The 18,248-nt window shown below is 65.1% G+C and carries 18 protein-coding genes and 1 pseudogene; 5 read left to right on the top strand and 14 right to left on the bottom strand.

The window, feature by feature from the left end; genetic code table 11:
- Positions 1 to 19: 19 nt before the first annotated feature.
- From VWN43_RS14845 to VWN43_RS14825, 5 genes are all read right to left on the bottom strand, one after another.
- Entirely contained in the window at positions 20 to 3,496 is a 3,477-nt protein-coding gene (locus tag VWN43_RS14845) for an efflux RND transporter permease subunit (protein ID WP_320181205.1), read from the bottom strand.
- 14 nt (positions 3,497 to 3,510) lie between these two features.
- Positions 3,511 to 4,713 carry an efflux RND transporter periplasmic adaptor subunit gene (locus VWN43_RS14840; RefSeq protein ID WP_253520794.1) on the bottom strand — a complete coding sequence of 401 codons (1,203 nt, stop codon included), beginning with the start codon at positions 4,711 to 4,713 and terminating at the stop codon, positions 3,511 to 3,513.
- Positions 4,714 to 4,962: 249 nt separating this feature from the next.
- Positions 4,963 to 5,226 carry a GlsB/YeaQ/YmgE family stress response membrane protein gene (locus VWN43_RS14835; protein WP_253520796.1) on the bottom strand — a complete coding sequence of 88 codons (264 nt, stop codon included), beginning with the start codon at positions 5,224 to 5,226 and terminating at the stop codon, positions 4,963 to 4,965.
- Positions 5,227 to 5,364: 138 nt separating this feature from the next.
- Positions 5,365 to 5,664 carry a CtrA inhibitor SciP gene (sciP, locus tag VWN43_RS14830; RefSeq protein ID WP_253520798.1) on the bottom strand — a complete coding sequence of 100 codons (300 nt, stop codon included), beginning with the start codon at positions 5,662 to 5,664 and terminating at the stop codon, positions 5,365 to 5,367.
- Positions 5,661 to 5,954: a hypothetical protein gene (locus VWN43_RS14825; protein ID WP_320181206.1), complete on the bottom strand. Its 294-nt coding sequence runs from the start codon at positions 5,952 to 5,954 to the stop codon at positions 5,661 to 5,663. Before VWN43_RS14825 ends, sciP begins: the two co-directional genes overlap by 4 nt.
- Before the next feature lie 105 nt (positions 5,955 to 6,059).
- Here VWN43_RS14825 and mnmA point away from each other — a divergent pair, with 105 nt between their 5' ends.
- Positions 6,060 to 7,214, top strand: coding sequence for a tRNA 2-thiouridine(34) synthase MnmA (gene mnmA, locus VWN43_RS14820; protein WP_320181207.1), 1,155 nt, complete (start codon positions 6,060 to 6,062; stop codon positions 7,212 to 7,214).
- Here the strand turns inward: mnmA and VWN43_RS14815 are convergent.
- Positions 7,211 to 7,555: a hypothetical protein gene (locus VWN43_RS14815; RefSeq protein ID WP_320181208.1), complete on the bottom strand. Its 345-nt coding sequence runs from the start codon at positions 7,553 to 7,555 to the stop codon at positions 7,211 to 7,213. The two genes, mnmA and VWN43_RS14815, sit on opposite strands and share 4 nt — an antisense overlap.
- Before the next feature lie 29 nt (positions 7,556 to 7,584).
- Here VWN43_RS14815 and VWN43_RS14810 point away from each other — a divergent pair, with 29 nt between their 5' ends.
- Entirely contained in the window at positions 7,585 to 8,712 is a 1,128-nt protein-coding gene (locus VWN43_RS14810; RefSeq protein WP_320181209.1) for a serine hydrolase domain-containing protein, read from the top strand.
- Here the strand turns inward: VWN43_RS14810 and VWN43_RS14805 are convergent.
- From VWN43_RS14805 to pdxH, 3 genes are read right to left on the bottom strand one after another with little or no spacing between them, the layout of a single operon-like run.
- Entirely contained in the window at positions 8,709 to 9,506 is a 798-nt protein-coding gene (locus VWN43_RS14805; protein WP_320181210.1) for a PhzF family phenazine biosynthesis protein, read from the bottom strand. The genes VWN43_RS14810 and VWN43_RS14805 overlap by 4 nt on opposite strands.
- Positions 9,503 to 10,438: a cation diffusion facilitator family transporter gene (locus VWN43_RS14800; protein ID WP_320181211.1), complete on the bottom strand. Its 936-nt coding sequence runs from the start codon at positions 10,436 to 10,438 to the stop codon at positions 9,503 to 9,505. The genes VWN43_RS14805 and VWN43_RS14800 overlap by 4 nt, the downstream gene beginning before the upstream one ends.
- Positions 10,435 to 11,043, bottom strand: a complete 609-nt coding sequence (pdxH, locus tag VWN43_RS14795) for a pyridoxamine 5'-phosphate oxidase (protein ID WP_320181212.1) — start codon at positions 11,041 to 11,043, stop codon at positions 10,435 to 10,437. Before pdxH ends, VWN43_RS14800 begins: the two co-directional genes overlap by 4 nt.
- 191 nt (positions 11,044 to 11,234) lie before the next feature.
- Between pdxH and VWN43_RS14790 the strand changes: the two genes are divergently transcribed.
- From VWN43_RS14790 to fabI, 3 genes and pseudogenes are all read left to right on the top strand, one after another.
- Positions 11,235 to 12,185 carry a DnaJ C-terminal domain-containing protein gene (locus tag VWN43_RS14790; protein ID WP_320181213.1) on the top strand — a complete coding sequence of 317 codons (951 nt, stop codon included), beginning with the start codon at positions 11,235 to 11,237 and terminating at the stop codon, positions 12,183 to 12,185.
- A gap of 18 nt (positions 12,186 to 12,203) precedes the next feature.
- Positions 12,204 to 13,001: pseudogene (locus tag VWN43_RS14785) on the top strand (YihY/virulence factor BrkB family protein); the annotation flags it as partial.
- Between the two features lie 207 nt (positions 13,002 to 13,208).
- Positions 13,209 to 14,018, top strand: coding sequence for an enoyl-ACP reductase FabI (gene fabI, locus VWN43_RS14780; protein ID WP_320181214.1), 810 nt, complete (start codon positions 13,209 to 13,211; stop codon positions 14,016 to 14,018).
- Positions 14,019 to 14,056: 38 nt separating this feature from the next.
- Here fabI and wecC read toward each other — a convergent pair whose 3' ends face one another.
- From wecC to VWN43_RS14755, 5 genes are all read right to left on the bottom strand, one after another.
- Positions 14,057 to 15,322 (bottom strand): UDP-N-acetyl-D-mannosamine dehydrogenase, encoded by a 1,266-nt coding sequence (gene wecC / locus VWN43_RS14775; RefSeq protein ID WP_320181215.1) that lies wholly within the window; start codon positions 15,320 to 15,322, stop codon positions 14,057 to 14,059.
- A gap of 92 nt (positions 15,323 to 15,414) precedes the next feature.
- Entirely contained in the window at positions 15,415 to 16,539 is a 1,125-nt protein-coding gene (gene wecB / locus VWN43_RS14770; protein ID WP_320181216.1) for a non-hydrolyzing UDP-N-acetylglucosamine 2-epimerase, read from the bottom strand.
- 41 nt (positions 16,540 to 16,580) lie between these two features.
- A complete protein-coding gene (locus tag VWN43_RS14765) occupies positions 16,581 to 17,153 on the bottom strand; it encodes a hypothetical protein (protein WP_320181217.1) in 573 nt (190 codons plus the stop codon).
- A gap of 91 nt (positions 17,154 to 17,244) precedes the next feature.
- Complete coding sequence (locus tag VWN43_RS14760) at positions 17,245 to 17,772, bottom strand: demethoxyubiquinone hydroxylase family protein (protein ID WP_253520838.1); 528 nt, start codon at positions 17,770 to 17,772, stop codon at positions 17,245 to 17,247.
- Positions 17,769 to 18,245: a disulfide bond formation protein B gene (locus VWN43_RS14755; RefSeq protein WP_320181218.1), complete on the bottom strand. Its 477-nt coding sequence runs from the start codon at positions 18,243 to 18,245 to the stop codon at positions 17,769 to 17,771. Before VWN43_RS14755 ends, VWN43_RS14760 begins: the two co-directional genes overlap by 4 nt.
- Between the last annotated feature and the right edge of the window lie 3 nt (positions 18,246 to 18,248).

Raw genomic sequence — 18,248 nt, 5'->3', positions numbered from 1 at the left:
CCCGCAGGCACGGCGTCGCTCACTCCGCGGGTTCGACCCCCGGCTCGGGCGAACCGTCGCCGATGATACCGCGCGTGTCGTCGCCTTCATTATAGGTCAGCAGGCGGCGGCGCATCCACGGCCCCACGCGCTTTTCGAAGCCGTCGGCCAGACTGAAGCCAGCGGGCACGATCAGCAGCGTCAGCACAGTCGACAGCAGCAGGCCGCCGATCACCACCGTGCCCATGGGCGCCCGCCAAGCACCATCGCCCGAGCCAAGTACGCCCGACAGCGCGGTCGGGACCATGCCCGCCGTCATCGCGACGGTGGTCATGACAATCGGCTGCGCGCGCTTGTGGCCCGCATCGATGATCGCATGAAGCTTGCGCGTCCCCTTGTCCATTTCCTCGATCGCGAAGTCGATCAGCAGGATCGAGTTCTTCGAGACGATGCCCAGCAGCAGCAGGATGCCGATATAGACGGGCATCGATTGCGGCTGGCCGAAAAGCCAGACGAGCAGGATGCCGCCCAGTGGCGCGAGCGCGAGACTGGTCATATTGACCAGCGGGCTCATCAGCCGCTTGTAGAGCAGCACGAGCACCGCGAAGACCAGCAGCACGCCCGAGACGATGGCGATCATCAGGCTGGTAACCAGCTCCTGCTGCCATTCCTCTTCACCCACTACATCGCGGATTACGCCCTGCGGCAGGTCCTGCAGGACTGGGAGCGCGTCGATTTCGGCCTGCGCTTCGCCCTTGATCACACCCTGCGCAAGGTCGGCGCCGACGAGTACGCGGCGGTTCTGATTGTAGCGCTGGATGGTCGTCGGACCCGAACCGAAGGAGACATCGGCAACCCGCGACAGCGGCACCGAGCCGCCATTGGCGGTCTGGACCGGAAGGCTCTTGATCGTCTCGAGGTCCTCGCGCGAACGCTCGGGCAATTTGACCCGGATCGGGATCTGGCGATCCGACAGCGAGAACTTGGCCGCGTTCTGCTCGATCTCGCCCATCGTCGCGATACGGATGGTCTGGCTGATCGCGACGGTGGTGACACCGAGTTCGGCGGCGAGGTCTTCGCGCGGTTCGATGATGAGCTCGGGCCGGTTGATATCGGCGCTGATGCGCGGGGCGACGAGCATGTCGATCCCCTTCATCTGCTCGACCAGCGTAGCCGCGGTCTGGTTGAGCTGTTCGGGATCCGAGCCGGCCAGCATCACGGTCATGTCGCGGCCCGAACCGAAGCCCCCCGATTGCGAGGCGAACCGTACCCGCGCATCGGCAATCTGCGCGAAGGTCGGCGCCAGAGCGCGTTCGAATTCGATCGACGTGCGTTCGCGATCGGGCTTGAGCGTCACATAGAGCGTCGCCTGCCCTTCGCGGACCCGCTCGAGAGCGAGTTCGACTTCGGGCTGCGAATAGAGAATATCGGCGACCTGATCGGTCACCCGCTCGGTGGTCTCCAGCGTCGTGCCAGGGACCATTTCGATTTCGACACGGCTGTTCTCGTCATCGATGTTCGGCTGGAACTGCGCCGGCACGATACCGAACAACAGGATTGTCAGCAGCAGTGCGAAATAGCCGACACCGAGCATCCACACACGGTGGTCGAGGAAGCGGGCATAGAGATATTGCCAGGCCTGCCCCAGGTGGCCGCCCAAACGGCGGAGGATGAAACCGGTGACGCGGAAGAAGGCGAGCGCCGCGAACAGGCCGATTGCCAGCGCCAAGGCCAGTTGGACGACCCCGACAAGCGTAGCGATGAAGTTTGTAAAGCCGCCCGCGTCGGGATTGCCGCCGGTTATCAGATCGGTCAGCTCGAGACTCTGGATCAAGTCCGATGCCGTGAACGTGGCCATTGCAGAAATGCCCAGCGCTGCGAGCACGACGACCAGCAGCGACAGGATATAGAGCCAACGCCTGCGCGGCCCCTCGATATTCTCGCGCGCAGCGTACATCTTGCCGCGGTCGAGCGACCAGCGCAGCACATTCATGTAGCGGTCCATCATCGGACCTTCGCCATGCGCGGCCTGCCCCTTCGCTTTCAGGAAATAGGCCGCCAGCATCGGCGTAATCATACGCGCGACCGCAAGCGACATCAGCACTGCGACCACCACGGTGAAACCGAAATTCTTGAAGAACTGCCCCGAAATGCCAGGCATGGCACCGACCGGGAAGAACACGGCGACGATGCAGAAACTGGTCGCGACCACCGGCAGCCCGATCTCGTCGGCTGCATCGATCGACGCCTGATAGGCGGTCTTGCCCATGCGCATGTGTCTGACGATGTTCTCGATCTCGACGATCGCGTCATCGACCAGCACCCCGGCAACCAGCGCCAGCGCCAGCAGCGAAAGCTGGTTCAAATTGAAGCCCAGCAGATCCATGAACCAGAAGGTCGGGATTGCCGATAGCGGGATGGCGACCGCGGAAATCGCGGTTGCACGCCAGTCACGCAGGAAGAAGAACACCACGACCACCGCGAGGATCGCGCCTTCGATCATCGCGGCCATGGCGCTTTCGTACTGGTCTTCGGTGTATTTGACCGTGTTGAACAGCGGGATGAACTTCACCCCGGGGTTTGCGGCTTCGATCTCGCTGATCTTTTCCAGTGCCTCGTCGAAGACGGTAACGTCGGAAGCGCCCTTGGCGCGGCTCATCGCGAAATTGACGACTTCCTTGTCACGCACCTTGCTAATCGAAGTGCGCTCCGAATAGCCGTCGCGAACCGTGGCGACATCGGCGAGCTTGACCGTACGCCCGCCGCCGAGCTGGATCTGGCGCTGGCTGAGCGCATAGGCATCGTCGCTATTGCCGAGGACACGGACCGACTGGCGCGTCCCGCCAACCTCCGCCATCCCGCCAGCAGCATCGACATTGCTCTGGCGGAGCAGCCCGTTGATCTGACTGGCAGTGACACCCAGCGCCTGCATTCGCGCAAGGTCGAGGATGACTTCGATCTCGCGATCGACACCGCCGAACCGGTTGACCTCGGCCATGCCCTCAATGCCGAGCAATTGCTTGGCCACCGAATCGTCGATGAACCAGCTGAGTCCTTCGATCGTCATGTCGTCGGCTTCGACCGCGTAGATCGCGAGGAAGCCGCCGGAGATTTCTTCCTTGGTCACACGCGGTTCGAGAATTCCGTCGGGCAGCGATCCGCGGACCGTATCGACCGCATTCTTGACCTCGGCCACCGCATCATTGGGATCGGTACCGATTTCGAATTCGATAAAGGTGTTCGAGCTGCCTTCGCGCGCGGTCGAATTGATCGAATTGACGCCATTGATCGAACGCACGGCAGATTCGACGCGCTGGGTAATCTGGTTCTCGATCTCGGTCGGCGCGGCGCCGGGCTGCGAGATCGACACGTTGACCGCGGGAAACTCGATGTCCGGATTGTTGACCACGTCCATCCGGGCGAAGCTGATCAGGCCCGCAAGCAGCAGCGCAGTGAACGCGACCAGCGGGATGACCGGGTTGCGTATCGACCAGGCGGAGATGTTGCGGAAGTTCATCGAGTTACCCCTGCTTAGTCGGCTTCGGCCATTTGTGTCTTGACCGTCTCACCCTCGGTGAGGAAGCCGCCGGCGCGCAGTACGACGCGCTCCGAACCGGTCAGGCCCTCGGCGATGACGATACCCTGCGAGGTGACCGTGCCCGTAACAACCGGTCGCCGCTCGGCCTTGTCTTCGCCGTTGACGATCAGGACATAGGCGCCTTCCCGATCCGACAGCACCGCGCTTTCGGGCAGGATCGGCGCAACGACCGTGCCGCTGGCGATGGTCGCGGTGGCGAAACCGCCCGGACGCAGACCCTCGGCATAGGAAAGCGCGATACGCGCCGTGCCTTGACGGTCCTGCTCGTCGATGGTCGGCGAGATTTGCCAGACCTGTCCGGTAAAGAGCTTGTCGGTGCCGACGGGACGAATCTTTGCACTGGTTCCGACCGAAATCGAACTCAGCGAATCCTCATTGAGCCGCGCGAGCAGTTCCATCTCGCCGCCGCGGGCAATGCGGAACAGCGCCGGCGACCCTGCACTGACCGTCTGGCCGGGCTCGACATTGCGCTCGAGCACATAACCCGATGCCGGGGCGAGGATATTGAGGCGGGCGTTGCGTGCGCGCAATTCGCCGAGCTGGGCCTGCGCCACGCGGACGCGGGCGACGGCGGCATCGCGGGTCGCGGTCAGGCGATCGACATCGGCAGTGGAGACAAAGCCGCGCTCGACCAGCTGCAGCGCGCGATCGAGATTGGCCTGCGCCAGATCGGCATCGGCCTGGGCGACCTGGATCTGCGCGCCGGCGCTCTGGACCTGCTGCGACTGGACCGACTGGTCGATGCTCGCCAGCACCTGGCCCTGACGCACCCAGTCACCCGCATCGACCGGCACCGAAACGACGCGGCCGCCCTCGCCGACAACGCCGACGGGCATTTCGCGGCGCGCGGACAACGTGCCGGTGGCGGTGATCTGTCCCTCGACCGTGGTCCGGCCGGGGGTGATGACAGTGACAGTCGGCGCCTGGGCGTTTTCGTCCCCCGCGGGCGTGGCGGTGCCATTGCTGCGCATGACGAAGAAAGCGGCGATGGCGAGACCGAGCACGAGAAGGCCGGCGATGATCAGCACCTTGCGGCGGTCCGAGCGGCGCTTGGACTCGTACTCCTCCGCGTCGGGGTCGAAACCGACCGCGATCGGATCGCCCTTTTCGGCCGTCACTCTAGTCTCGTAATTCATGTCGTACCCTGCCCCAGATGCGCTGCGAACAAGCAGTGTGTTACATTGCTATATCACTTAGCGCAAGAATTTCGAACTGAGGCGATAGACCGCGGCCCGCGTTAGGGCAATTGAGGGTTCGACCGGGAGCACCCACGGGTGGACGAATGTCGCCCTGACACCACAGCCCGTATGGTGGCCGGAACCCGGACAAACGAAGGGCGGAGCGTCCTGCGACGCCCCGCCCAACGAAATCAGATGTTCGGTCGCTTAGCGAACGCGGCCGCGCTGGACCATGTTGGCGATACCGAGCAGCACGATGGCGCCAAGCAGCGACATCAGCAGACCCGGGACGCTGAATTCGGTCAGCGTCGAGCCGACGCCGATCAGCGAACCGATGAACTTGCCGATGAACGAGCCGACGATGCCGACAATGATATTCCAGAAGATGCCCATCGAGGCATCGCGGTTCATGACCAGGCTGGCGAGCCAGCCGATGATCCCGCCGACGATAATAGCGATAATCCAAGCCATTCTAATTCCTCCTGCTTTACTCTCACATTGCGTCTTCTAACGGACCAGTGCGACGAGCGGTTCCCCGAAATTGCTGTCGAGGATGAACTTGGAGCGTAAGGCTTGTCAAATTATTGCCCCGCCGCGGCGGGGACAGGATCAGTATTTGAGCTGGCGTTCGTAGAGGTCGCGATAGTGCTGGATACGCGTGACGCGCAGGCCCTGCATGCCCGAGCGGTCGACCGCGCGCTGCCACGAGGCGAACTCCTCGAGGCTCAGCGAATAGCGCTCGAGCACTTCGTCGATCGTCAGCAGACCGCCATTGACCGCCGCCACGACCTCGGCCTTGCGGCGAACCACCCAGCGCTTCGTTTTGGGCGAAGGCAGGTCGTCAATGGTCAACGGCTCCCCGAGGGGGCCGATCACCTGTGCAGGGCGGATATCCTGGTTTTCGATCATTCTTTCTCTCTATCGCCATGCACCGCGTCGTTTGCGGCGTCCCCACGACTTAAACGCGCGGCTTTGCCATCGCTTAAAGCAGCATGGTTAACGATCCGTTTACTTTCGTCGCTGTTTTCCCGGCGCGCTTCGCCAAAGGCGTTGAAGCCGCCCTCGACCTTGCCGAGTTCGTCTCGCAAATCGCGAGTCGCGGCGAGCTTGGCGACCAGATCGGTCCAGCGAAACTGGTGCAGATCCGTGCTTTCACGCTGTTGGTGAACGGGATTTTCGTTGGTGCGGCCCTCAAACATGAGCCTGTGGATAACGGCCCATAGTAAACGTTCGGTGAAACATCGCCTGCGGCCGCTTCGCCGGGCTACTGGTGGCCAGCCCCCAAGGCGTGTATGGGGCGCGCCATGCTTGCTACCGAAACCCTTTCGCCGGACCAGGCTGCCGCATTGTTCGACCTGCCGCGACCGGCAGCCGAATGCCGCATCGTCGTCGCCATGTCGGGCGGCGTCGACAGCTCGGTCGTTGCCGCGCTCGCTGCACACACGGGCGCCGAGGTGATCGGCATCACGCTGCAGCTCTATGATTATGGTGCCGCCACCGGACGCAAGGGCGCGTGCTGCGCCGGCGACGATATCCAGGATGCGCGCGGGGTCGCCGAACGGCTCGGCATCGCGCATTACGTCCACGACCATGAAAGCGCGTTTCGCGAGGAAGTGGTCGAAACCTTCGCCGACGATTACCTCGCCGGGCGCACGCCGGTGCCCTGCATCCGCTGCAACATGGGTCCCAAGTTCACCGATCTGCTGGACATGGCGCGCGAGCTGGGGGCGGATTGCCTTGCCACCGGCCATTATGTTCGCCGCGTAGTGGGGCCAGCGGGCGCGGAACTGCACCGCGCCGCCGACCCCGCGCGCGACCAGTCCTATTTCCTATATGCCACCACCGAGGACCAACTCGACTTCCTGCGCTTCCCGCTGGGGAGCATGCCCAAGGCCGATGTCCGCGTGCTTGCCGAAGGCGCGGGACTGCGCAATGCCGCCAAGCCCGACAGCCAGGACATCTGCTTCGTGCCCGATGGCGATTACGCAGGCATCGTACGCAAGCTCCGCCCCGAAGGTGCGCGGCCCGGGGCCATCGTCCATGCGGCGACCGGCGAAACGCTCGGCGAGCACAAGGGCGTGATCCACTTCACCGTGGGCCAGCGCCGCGGCCTCGATATCGGCGGGCAGCCCGAACCGCTCTATGTCGTAGGCATCGATGCCGACGGCGCGCGCGTACTCGTGGGGCCCAAGCGGATGCTCGCCGTTTCCGCCGCAACGATCATCGAGACGAACCGTATCGGCCCGCTGCCCGACGTACCGCTTTCGGCCAAGGTCCGCAGCCTTGCCAAGCCGGTGCCGATCACGCTCGAGGGGCCGCTGGGTGACGGGGCAACGACCACGATCCGCTTCGCTGCGCCAGAGTTCGGCGTCGCGCCAGGACAGGCGGCGGTCATCTATGCCGGCGAACGGGTCGTCGGCGGCGGCTGGATCGAAGCGACCGAGCGGGTTGCCGCCTAGCCTTCCCACTCCTGCAGCACGCAGCCATAGCCTTCGCGGTAGCTGGCGGTGTCAGACGCGACGAAGGGAATCGAGGCGGTTACGCTTTTCGCCGCCACATTCTCGCTGAGCGAGATGAGCTCCATCCCTTCCAGCTTGTCCTTGGCGCAATCCTCGAGGCTGCGCCCGGCAACGAAGCGACAGGAACAGCCGACCCGCGCTGCATAGGCGGAGCCGACGCCGCCGGTCTTGCGCAGGCCATCGCCCCAGGCGAACCAGGCGACGCCGAGCAGGATGGCGACCAGCGGGACCAGCCACAACCAGCGGCGCGAAAAGCGGGAGCGTGTTTTGGCCGTTGCCAAGCGGGATTCCTTCGTGCGAGTGACGCCGCATGATCATGCGGCCCGCCTCCCTTATCGCGCTTGCCCTCGCCACCTCAAGCCTTGCGTCCTGCGGCTCCCCCGGTCCGGCGGAGGAGCCTCCGCTGAGCGAGGAAGCGCTCGCCGCGGTAACCGAGGACCCGGGCGCGCCGACCCGGGCACTGGCGCGTGCAGCGGACGAATTGTTCACGCTCGACGGACTGGGCGAGACCCGCGCGCTGGTTGTCTATCACGGCGGCGCCCTCGCGGTGGAACGCTATGCCCCCGGCTATGACAAGGACACGCGCTTCGTCAGCTGGTCGATGGCCAAGACGGTTACCGCGGTGATGATCGGCATGCTTGTCGCCGACGGACAATTGCGGCTCGACGCGCCCGCCCCCGTGCCGCGCTGGGAGCGGACGGGCGATCCGCGCGCCGAGATCACCCTGCGCCACCTGCTGCAGATGCGTAGCGGGCTCGAACATTCCGAAGCGAGCGACCCGCCCTATGAGAGCGGCGAGGTCCGCATGCTTTTCCTCGACGGGCGCGACGACATGGCCGATTACGCCACCGCGCAGCCGCTCGAGGCGGAGCCGGGCGCGCAGTTCGAATATTCCTCCAACACCACCGTGATCCTCGCCGATATTGCCGCCCGGGCGCTGACCGACAGCACCGACCCCGATGTCCGGCGCAAGGCGGTGGCGGATTATCTCGATGCGCGCCTGTTCGCGCCGCTCGGGATGACCTCGGTGGTGCCCGAATTCGACCGCGCGGGGACGCTGATCGGCGGGAGCCTGATCCACGCAACGGCGCGCGACTGGGCCAAGCTGGGCGAATTGCTGCGCAACAAGGGCTCCTATCGCGGCGAACAGCTGGTTCCGCGCGCATGGGTCGAAGAGATGGTCGAACCCAGCCCCCAGAGCCCGCATTACGGACTGCAGACCTGGCTCAACCGCCCCACGGGGGAAGAGCAGCACCCGCTGTTTCCCGACCGGGCACCCGAGAGCGCGTTCTCGATGATCGGACACATGGGCCAATATGTCTTCGTCTCGCCGACACAGAAGCTGACCGTGGTCCGGCTGGGCCATTCGAATGCCGACGAACGCCGCGCCATGCTCCAGCAACTGGCCGACGTGGTCGAGCTTTACCCCGAAACCTAGGGCAGGAAGAACCGGCCCTCGACCACGGTCACGCAGTGGCCCGACAAAACCGCGCGCTCGCCATCGCGGCGGCAAACCGCCTGCCCGCCGCGCCGCGACGCCTGGTAGGCGGTGAAGCTGTCGCGCCCGAGCCGCTCGGTCCAGAAATGGGTCAGCACGGCATGCGCCGAGCCGGTGAAGCTGTCTTCATCGACGCCCGCGCCGGGCACGAACACGCGGCTGACCACATCGGTATCGCTGCCGGGTGCGGTGCAGATGAACTGGTCGCTCCCAAGCGCCCCCAGCGCGCGCAGATCGGGATCGAGCGCACGTACAGCATCCTCGCTGGCGAACAGATAGACCCCGTAGCCATCGGGATGGAGCCAGACCTCCTGCGGCTGCGCACCGAGCAGTTGGACGGCTTCGGCCCACTCGCCCGGCTCGGTCCGGATCAGCGGTAAAGCAAGCTCGTACCCCGTCCCAGCCCGCGCCACTTCGATCGTGCCCGCCCGCCGCGTGCGAAAGCGCACCCGTTCGCCGCCATCGCGTCCCAGCAGCACATGTCCGCTGGCGAGCGTTGCGTGGCCGCATAACCTTACTTCCTCGACCGGCGTGAACCAGCGCAGATCCCAGTCGGCTTCGCCGCTGGTATCGCGGACGCAGAAGGCGGTTTCGGCGAAATTGTTCTCACCCGCGATCGCGAGCAGCAGATCGTCTTCGAACCAGTCGTCGAGCGGGACCACCGCGGCCTGGTTGCCGCCGAAGGCGCGGTCGGTGAAGGCATCGACATGCCAATAGGGCAGCGCTCGGCTCATGCGTCCTTGTCGAGCTTGGCGAATTCATTGTCCTCGACCAGCGGATTGTCGGGCTCGTCGACATGGCCTTCGGGGTCGATGTGGATCAGCAATTCGGTTCCGGGGAACTGGCGCCGCAAATCGTCCTCGACCCGATCGGTGATCGCGTGCGCTTCCTCGATCGTCATCAACGGCGGCAGGTCGACATGGAACTGGACGAAATCGCGATTGCCGCTGGTGCGCGTGCGCAGATCGTGGAGGTTGGAAAGCTCGGGATGGCGCGCGGCCGCCTCGACGAAGGCCAGCCGCCTGTCCTCGGGCCATTCGCGGTCCATCAGGTCGTCGACCGCGTCACTCGCCCCGCGCCATGCGCCCCAGCCGAGCCAGGCCGCAATGGCGAGTCCGAACAGCGGATCGGCCATGCCGATACCCGCATATTGATCGAGCACCAGCGCGAGGATCACTGCCAGATTGAGCAACAGGTCGGATTTGTAATGCAAGTGATCGGTCTGGATTGCGAGGCTGCGCGTCCGGCGCATCACGTAGCTTTGCCAGCCGAGCAGCGCGAAGGTCAGCACGATAGCGACAAGCGACACCCCGATGCCTTCCGCCGCAGCGGCAGTCTCGCCACCGCCCGCCAGCTGCGTCACCGCGCGCGCCGCGATGCCGAAAGCCGACAGGACGATGAGCATGATCTGGAAGATCGCCGCCAGCGCCTCTGCCTTGCCGTGCCCGAAGCGGTGGTCCTCGTCGGCGGGCATCGACGCGATCCACACGCCGGTCAGCGTGGCGAGGCTGGCGATCAGGTCGAGCGCCGAATCGGCAAGGCTGCCGAGCATAGCGGTCGAACCGGTGCGCCAGCTCGCCCAGCTCTTGAGCGCGACCAGCACCAGCGCGACCGTAATCGACGCCATCGCCGCCGAGCGGGCCAGCCGGGCGCTTCTCTCGCTCATGGGTAGAGCAGCGTGTTCGACCACGCATCCTCAGCGCTCTCGCGCGCAAACAGCCGGCGGTCGTGAAGGCGGTATTCGCGGTCGCGCCAGAACTCGATCCGGCGCGGGCTCAGGCGAAAACCCGTCCAATGCGGCGGACGCGGAATGTCGCCTTCAGGATAGCGCTCCTCGAGCGCGGCGACCCGGTCGACATAGAGCTGGCGGTCGAGCAGTGGACGCGACTGGTCGCTTGCCGCCGAGCCGATCTGCGACACGCGCGGGCGCGAATGGAAATAGGCATCTGCCTCTTCCTCGCCGACTTCTTCGAGCGGGCCTTCGATGCGGATCTGGCGGCGCAGGCTTTTCCAGTGGAACAGCAGCGCCGCGCGCATGTTGGCGCGGATCTGCTCGCCCTTGTGGCTTTCGGCGTTGGTGTAGAACACGAAACCGTCCGCCCCGTAGCCCTTGAGCAGCACCATGCGGACCGACGGGAAGCCATCGGGCGACGCCGTCGCCAGCGCCATCGCATTGGCATCGTTGGGCTCGCTCTCGCGCGCCTCGGCGAACCACACTTCGAACAGCGCGAAAGGATCGCTGGGCGGGATCGCGCTCTGGTCGGTTTCCATCGGGGCTTTCCTACAATCTGGAACACATGGAACAGGGTTCAGGAGCAAAACGCGGCGCGGCCCGTTTTTGCCCGGAAACGACTGCAAGGAGGACCGAATTGCCATTCATCAGCCGTCCCCTATCGCCAATGCGCGCGGTAGGAAACCGCCCGCGCTTGCACCACGCCGCTGTTGTGCCTAGCTAACACGCCATGGCCGATCCCTATTCCATCCTTGGCGTCCCGCGCAATGCGTCCGAAAAGGACATCAAGAGCGCCTATCGCACGCTCGCCAAGGAACTGCATCCCGACCGTAACAAGGACAACCCCAACGCTTCGGAGCGCTTCAGCCAGGCGACCAATGCCTATCACCTGCTGTCCGACAAGGACAAGCGCGCCCAATTCGACCGCGGCGAAATCGATGCCGACGGCAATCCCGCCAATCCCTTTGCGGGCATGGGCGGTGGCGGCGGTTTCCGCCCCAATGGCGGCCAGCGCGGGTTTCGCGCCGAGGACATGCAGGGCTTCGGCGGCGAAGAAGTCGATCTGGGTGATATTTTCGAAGGCCTGTTTGGTGGCCGCGGGCCGCAGGCGCGCTCCGGCGGCAGCCCGTTCGGCGGTGCGCAGCATCGCCGCCCGCCCCAGAAAGGCGCGGACATCGCCTACAAGCTGCGCGTTCCCTTTGTCGATGCGGCCACGCTCAAGGACCAGCGAATCACGCTGTCCGACGGCAAGACGATCGACCTCAAACTGCCCAAGGGGGTCGAGGACGGGACGCAGATGCGGCTCAAGGGCAAGGGCGAGCGGGGCCCTGGCGGCGCCGGCGACGGGCTCGTCACCATCGCGATCGACCGGCATGCGCTCTATCGCCGCGAAGGCGACGATGTGCGCTTCGACCTGCCGATCACGCTCGACGAGGCGGTGAACGGCGGCAAGGTTCGCGTCCCCACAGTCGACGGACCGGTGATGATGACCATCAAGCCCGGCACGCATGGCGGCACCGTCCTGCGGCTCAAAGGCAAGGGCTTTTCACGCAAGAACGGGACCCGCGGCGACCAATTGGTGACGCTTGAAATCCAGCTGCCCGACGATCTCGACGAGCTTGCCAAGCGGCTCGATGGGTGGAAGGACGAGAGCGATCCGCGGAGCAAGCTCGGGGTTTAGTCCTTGTCGCCACAACCCATGCCGGAAGGCCAGGAACGCGAGATTCACTCGCTCTCCCCCGAACAGCGGCGGAAGGAGGCGCGCGATCTGCGCGGCCGCATCCAGCGGCACATGGGCCCCGGCACACGGGGCTGGGAAATCACCAAGCGGACCATTGTCGGCACTTATAACGATGGCTTCATCCACGCAGGCAACCTTGCCTATCTGTCGATGCTGGCGATCTTCCCCTTCTTCATCCTCGGCGCGGCGGTTTTCTCCGCCATCGGCGAAGAGGCCGAACGCGCGGCGACGATCAATGCGGTGCTCTACGCGCTGCCCCCGATGGTCGGCAATGTCATCGAACCCGTCGCGCGCGATGTGATCGAGGCGCGCAGCGGCTGGCTGCTGTGGGTCGGTGCGCTGATCGGGCTATGGACGGTGGGCAGCCTGGTCGAAACCATCCGCGACATCCTGCGCCGCGCCTATGGCACGCATGCCACGCAGGCCTTCTGGAAATACCGCCTGCTGTCGTCGGGGGTGATCCTCGCCGCGGTTTTCCTGCTGTTGCTCAGCCTGATCGCGCAATTCCTGATCGGCACCGCCCAGGAGGTTATCGAAGCCTATTTCCCGCAGCTGATCGACCGCGTATCCGACCTGCGCCTGACGCGGATCGTCCCCGCGCTGGGCCTGTTCGGCTCGCTCTACCTGATCTTCTATTCGCTCACCCCGTCGAAATACCGCCGCCAACGCTATCCCAAATGGCCCGGCGTATTGCTGACGACGCTGTGGTGGATCGCGGTGACCACGATCATGCCGGCAGTGCTGCGCAATTTCTTCTCCTACGATCTCACCTATGGCGGGCTTGCGGGCGTGATGATCGTGTTGTTCTTTCTTCTGGCTTGTCGGGCTCGGGGTGGTTATCGGCGCAGAGCTGAACGCGGCGCTGGCCGAAACGCCCGAAGAGGAATTGTGCCAGGTGAGCGAGGCCGACGATGCGCGTCGGGCAGCGCTGGCGCGGGAAATGGCAGAAGAGGAGCACGCTGCATGAGCGGGTTGATGGCAGGTAAACGCGGGCTGATCATGGGCCTCGCCAACGACAAGTCGCTGGCCTGGGGAATCGCCAAGCAACTCGGCGCGCATGGGGCCGAACTGGCCTTCTCCTATCAGGGCGAAGCGCTCAAGAAGCGGGTCGGCCCGCTCGCGGAGCAGCTCGGCAGCGATTTCCTGATCGAATGCGACGTGTCGGACATGGACGCGCTCGACCGCGCCTTCGACACGCTCAAATCGCGCTGGGAGACGATCGACTTCGTGGTCCATGCGATCGGCTTCTCGGACAAGAACGAGCTGCGCGGGAAGTATGTCGACACCAGCCTCGACAATTTCCTGATGACGATGAACATCTCCGCCTATTCGCTGGTCGCGGTGGCCAAGCGCGCACGCGCGATGATGCCCGAGGGCGGTTCGATCCTGACACTGACCTATTACGGCGCCGAGAAGGTGATTCCGCATTACAACGTGATGGGCGTGGCCAAGGCGGCGCTGGAAACCAGCGTCAAATATCTCGCCAACGACCTCGGCCCCGAGAACATCCGCGTCAACGCGCTCAGCGCGGGTCCGGTCAAGACGCTCGCGGCGAGCGGGATCGGCGATTTCCGCTATATCCTCAAATGGAACGAGCTCAATTCGCCGCTGCGACGCAATATCACCATCGACGATGTCGGCGGCTCGGGGCTCTATCTGCTGTCCGACCTGTCATCGGGCGTGACCGGCGAGACGCATCATGTCGACGGCGGTTATCACGTGGTCGGGATGAAGCAGGAAGACGCCCCCGACATCGCGCTCGACAAGGGGTGATTTCAGGGGTTCGTCGCGAGGCCGACCAGAGAGCCTGATCAGGCGACGTCGGGCCAGATCCCGCGCGTGTCATAGACCGCCTTGCCGGCGCGTTCCTCGGGCGGGATGACCTTGAACACATCGTGATCGACCAGCGTGACCAGCACACCGCATTCTTCCAGCGCAGTGTCGATATCGACCAGTTCGGCGCTCGTGCCCTCAAACTCGGGCGGCAGTTCGCCCGCATAGGGTTCTACCACCTGCACGCGCTCGCCGAACTCGCGCGCGAGCGAGGCAGCAACATAGCGTGCCGGGCTTTCGCGGAAATCGTCGATATTCGCTTTGAAGGCGAGGCCGAGGCAGGCGATCTTAGCCCCCGGATTGGCCTGCGCCAGCGCCTTCGCGCGGCTAAGCACATGGTGCATCTTGGCATCGTTCGTCTCGCGTGCCTGGCGGATGATCTTCGCCTCGTCTGGCGCGCCGTGGACGATGAACCACGGGTCGACTGCGATGCAATGCCCGCCCACACCGGGGCCGGGGGTGAGGATATTGACGCGCGGGTGACGATTGGCGAGGCGGATCACTTCCCACACATCGAGCCCCTGCCGGTCGGCGATCATCGAAAGCTCGTTGGCAAAGGCGATATTGACGTCGCGGAAGGCGTTCTCGACCAGCTTGGTCATTTCGGCGCTGCGTACATCGGTGGTGACGCATTCGCCCTTCACGAAGCGCTTGTAGAAGGCGAGTGCCTTGCGCGCGCAGCGCGGGGTGATGCCGCCGATCGAGCGGTCGTTATGCGTCAGTTCCTCAAGGATCTTCCCCGGCAGCACGCGCTCGGGACAATAGGCGATGCTCACATCGGGCTGTCCCTCGATCAGGCCCGGCATGGCGAGATCGGGTCGCTTGGCGGCGATGGCATCGCGCATCGCCTCGGTCGTGCCGACCGGTGAGGTCGATTCGAGGATGACCGTGTCACCCTTCTTGAGCACGTCGGCGACCTGCTCGGCGGCGGCCATGACATAGGACGTATCGGGCGTATGCTGCCCGTCCTTCGCGAAAGGTGTGGGCACCGCAATCACGAAGACGTCGGCGGGCGCGACCTGCGTCGAGGCCTTGAGCAGCCCGCGCTGGACCACTGCCTGCACCAACCCGTCGAGATCGACCTCCTCGATATGGATTTCGCCGCGATTGATCGTGTCAACAACGCTTTGCGCCACATCGACACCATGCACCGGGCAGCCCGCGCGCGCGATAATCGCGGCTGTTGGCAAGCCGATATAGCCGAGACCGATGACGCAGACGTCGGGCTTGGTGTCACCACGCATGAATGTGTTTCCCTGAACCTTTGGGCTACGAAGCTAGCGGGGGTCGGTAAATTTTACAGTAACGATAAAGCGCGCGCTGGCATCGGGACGGATCAGGCCTCGGCGAGCAGATCGGCGATCCGCGCCGCCGAATGCCCATCGCCGAACGGGTTATGCGCGCGCGCCATTGCGGCATAGGCGGCCTCGTCGTCGAGCAGGCGAGTGGTTTCGCGCACGATCGCATCGGGATCGGTGCCGACCAGCTTCGCAGTGCCTGCCGCGATGCCTTCGGGGCGCTCGGTCGTCTCGCGCATGACCAGCACCGGCTTGCCCAGCGCGGGCGCCTCTTCCTGTACCCCGCCGCTGTCAGTGAGCATCAAATGGCTGATATCGAGCAGCCGGGCGAAATGCGGATAGTCGAGCGGCTCGATCAGCGCGACATTGTCCAGCCCGGCAAGCCGCGCGTTCATCACCGCGCGGACATTGGGGTTGAGATGGACCGGAAAGATGATCGCGACATCGTCGCGCGCGGCCAGCCGCTGCACGGCGGCGGCGATATTCTCCATCCCCTCGCCGAAGTTCTCGCGCCGGTGGGTGGTCATGCCGATGATACGCTTGCCTGCAAAGCGCGCTTCGAGCTCGGCCAGACCAGCGGCCAGCGCCGGCTGCTCGCTTACCCGCTGGGTCACCCAGCGCAGGGCATCGATCACGGTGTTGCCGGTGACATGCACGGTTGCGGCTTCGACATTCTCGCGCAGCAGCGCATCGCGCGCGGTTTGCGTCGGGGCGCAATGCAGCGCGGCGAAGCTGCCGACGACGCGGCGGTTCACCTCTTCGGGCCAGGGATGATGGATATCGCCGCTGCGCAGCCCGGCTTCGACATGGCACACGGGTATCTTGCGGTAATAGGCGGCGATCGCCCCCGCCATCACGGTGGTCGTATCGCCCTGCACCACGACCCAGTCGGGCCGTTCCGCGTCCAGCACCCTGCCGACTTCGACCAGCGCGCGTGCAGTCAGCGCATCGAGCGTCTGCCCGGGAGTCATCAGGTCGAGATCGTGATCGGGCACGATGCCGGCAATCTCGAGCACCTGGTCGAGCATTTCGCGATGCTGCGCCGAGATACACACGCGGCTGTCGAACCGCTCGTCCTCCGCCAGCGCATGCACCAGCGGGAACAGCTTGATCGCTTCGGGACGGGTCCCGAACACGGTGAGGATCTTGCGGCGCGAACTCATACCCGCCTGCCTAGCGACAAATCGCCGACCGGCGCCAGAGCTTAGCGCGGTTCGGCAGCGCTTTCGGGCTGCGGCAGCGCCTCTTCACCCGGGACCTCGGCGGCGCGTTCGCGCTCGAGCCGTTCCATATATTCGCGCTCGATCATCTCGACCCGCTCCTGCTCGGCGGCGGCGTCCTCGTCGATCGTCGCGAGGCGCTTGGCGCGCTCGGCGGCGATGATCTCGCCGAAGCGGATGCCCGCGTCATTGGCCTTGTCGGCATAGGCAGCGTTGATCATTTCCTGCGTACAGCCGGTAAAGCCGCCTGAACCGGTGGGCGAGCACGACATGCTGCCGAAAGCGCCCGCCATCTCGAAGCGTTCGACGCGTTCGGCCCATGACTGGTTTTCGGGGCTGTCGGAAAAGCGCAGGTTCTCGGGAATGCGATAGCGCTCGTTCTCGGCCTTGCGGGCGCAGACGACGATCTGGTCGTCCGTGCTTTCGGGGCATTCGTCGTCGCCATAGATGATCACCATGTTGTAATTGTCTTCGGCCGTATCGACGCTGTCCTGCGCCTGCGCGCCCATGGGGACGGCAAGTGCCAGGCTGGCGATGGCAAGCAACGGTTTCGACATGATGGTCCTCTCGGCGAATGGATGCGGGGCCACTAGGCGCCCCGTGGGGTGAACTTTTGCTGAAGCGCGTGGGCGGGCCTTCCGGCGCGCGTCACACACGCTCCGAAATACGGATCGCCGCGCGGCAGCCCAGGCGAATGACACCCGACAGCAGCGGATAGGCGGGCGCACGCTCGGCCCCGGCGGCCAGCGCGGCGTCGCGGTGCTCGCGCTCGTCCTCGCGGAATTCCTCGATCATCGCGGCGAGTTCGGGATCCTCGCCACTGTCCTGCAACTGGTCGAGCTGGCGCGAATAGTGATCGTCGATCTCGGTCTCGACCGCGGCGGTGCAGGCCATGGCCGCTTCGGGCCCGATCAGCGCGGTCACCGCGCCAAGCGCGAACCCCGCACGATCCCAGAACGGTTGCAGCGCGGTCGGACGCACGCTGCGGCGCGCCATCAGGGCGTCGAATTTGGCGCGGTGGCCGGCTTCCTGCTCCGCCATGCCCGCGATTTCCGCCGAATGCGGGCCGCGGTCACCCATGACCGCGAGTTGGCCGGCATAGATCCGCGTCGCACCGAATTCGCCTGCCTGGTCGACGCGGATCATCCGCGCGATATGATCGGGTACCTTGGTCATGCCCGGCGATCCTTCACCAACAGCGCGAAGATTGCCAGCCCCGTGGCGGTCGAAATCAGGAAATTGAAGCCTGCGAGGCTGATCCCGAGCAGCGTCCAGGCGGGTTCGTCGCAGCGCACCAGCGGGGTGTTCATGATGTCTTCGAGCGCATTGCCGCTGCTGCCCGACGTGATCGCGGCGCAGGAGGTGATCCCCTCCCACCAGCCATATTCGACCCCGGCGTGAAACAGGCCGATCGCGCCCGAGACAAGGATCGCCAGCGCGGCGGCGGCGGTCCACAAGCGCTGCGGCGGGGTCGCGTATGCGAGCAGGGCAAGGCCCACGGCAGCGAAATGCGGCCAGCGCTGCCACCAGCACATTTCGCACGGGTAAAGCCCGAAGCCATATTGCGAGACATAGGCCCCGCCCAGCAGCAGGGCCGGCACGGCGAGCGCCAGGACGCGGGCGAGGCGGGCGTGCTGCGTAAGGCTCATGGC

The sequence above is a fragment of the Qipengyuania sp. HL-TH1 genome, assembly GCF_036365825.1.
GTDB lineage: Bacteria > Pseudomonadota > Alphaproteobacteria > Sphingomonadales > Sphingomonadaceae > Qipengyuania > Qipengyuania profunda.
The sequence above is the reverse complement of the archived record's forward strand: the minus strand, read 5'-3'. Positions and strand labels throughout refer to the sequence as shown.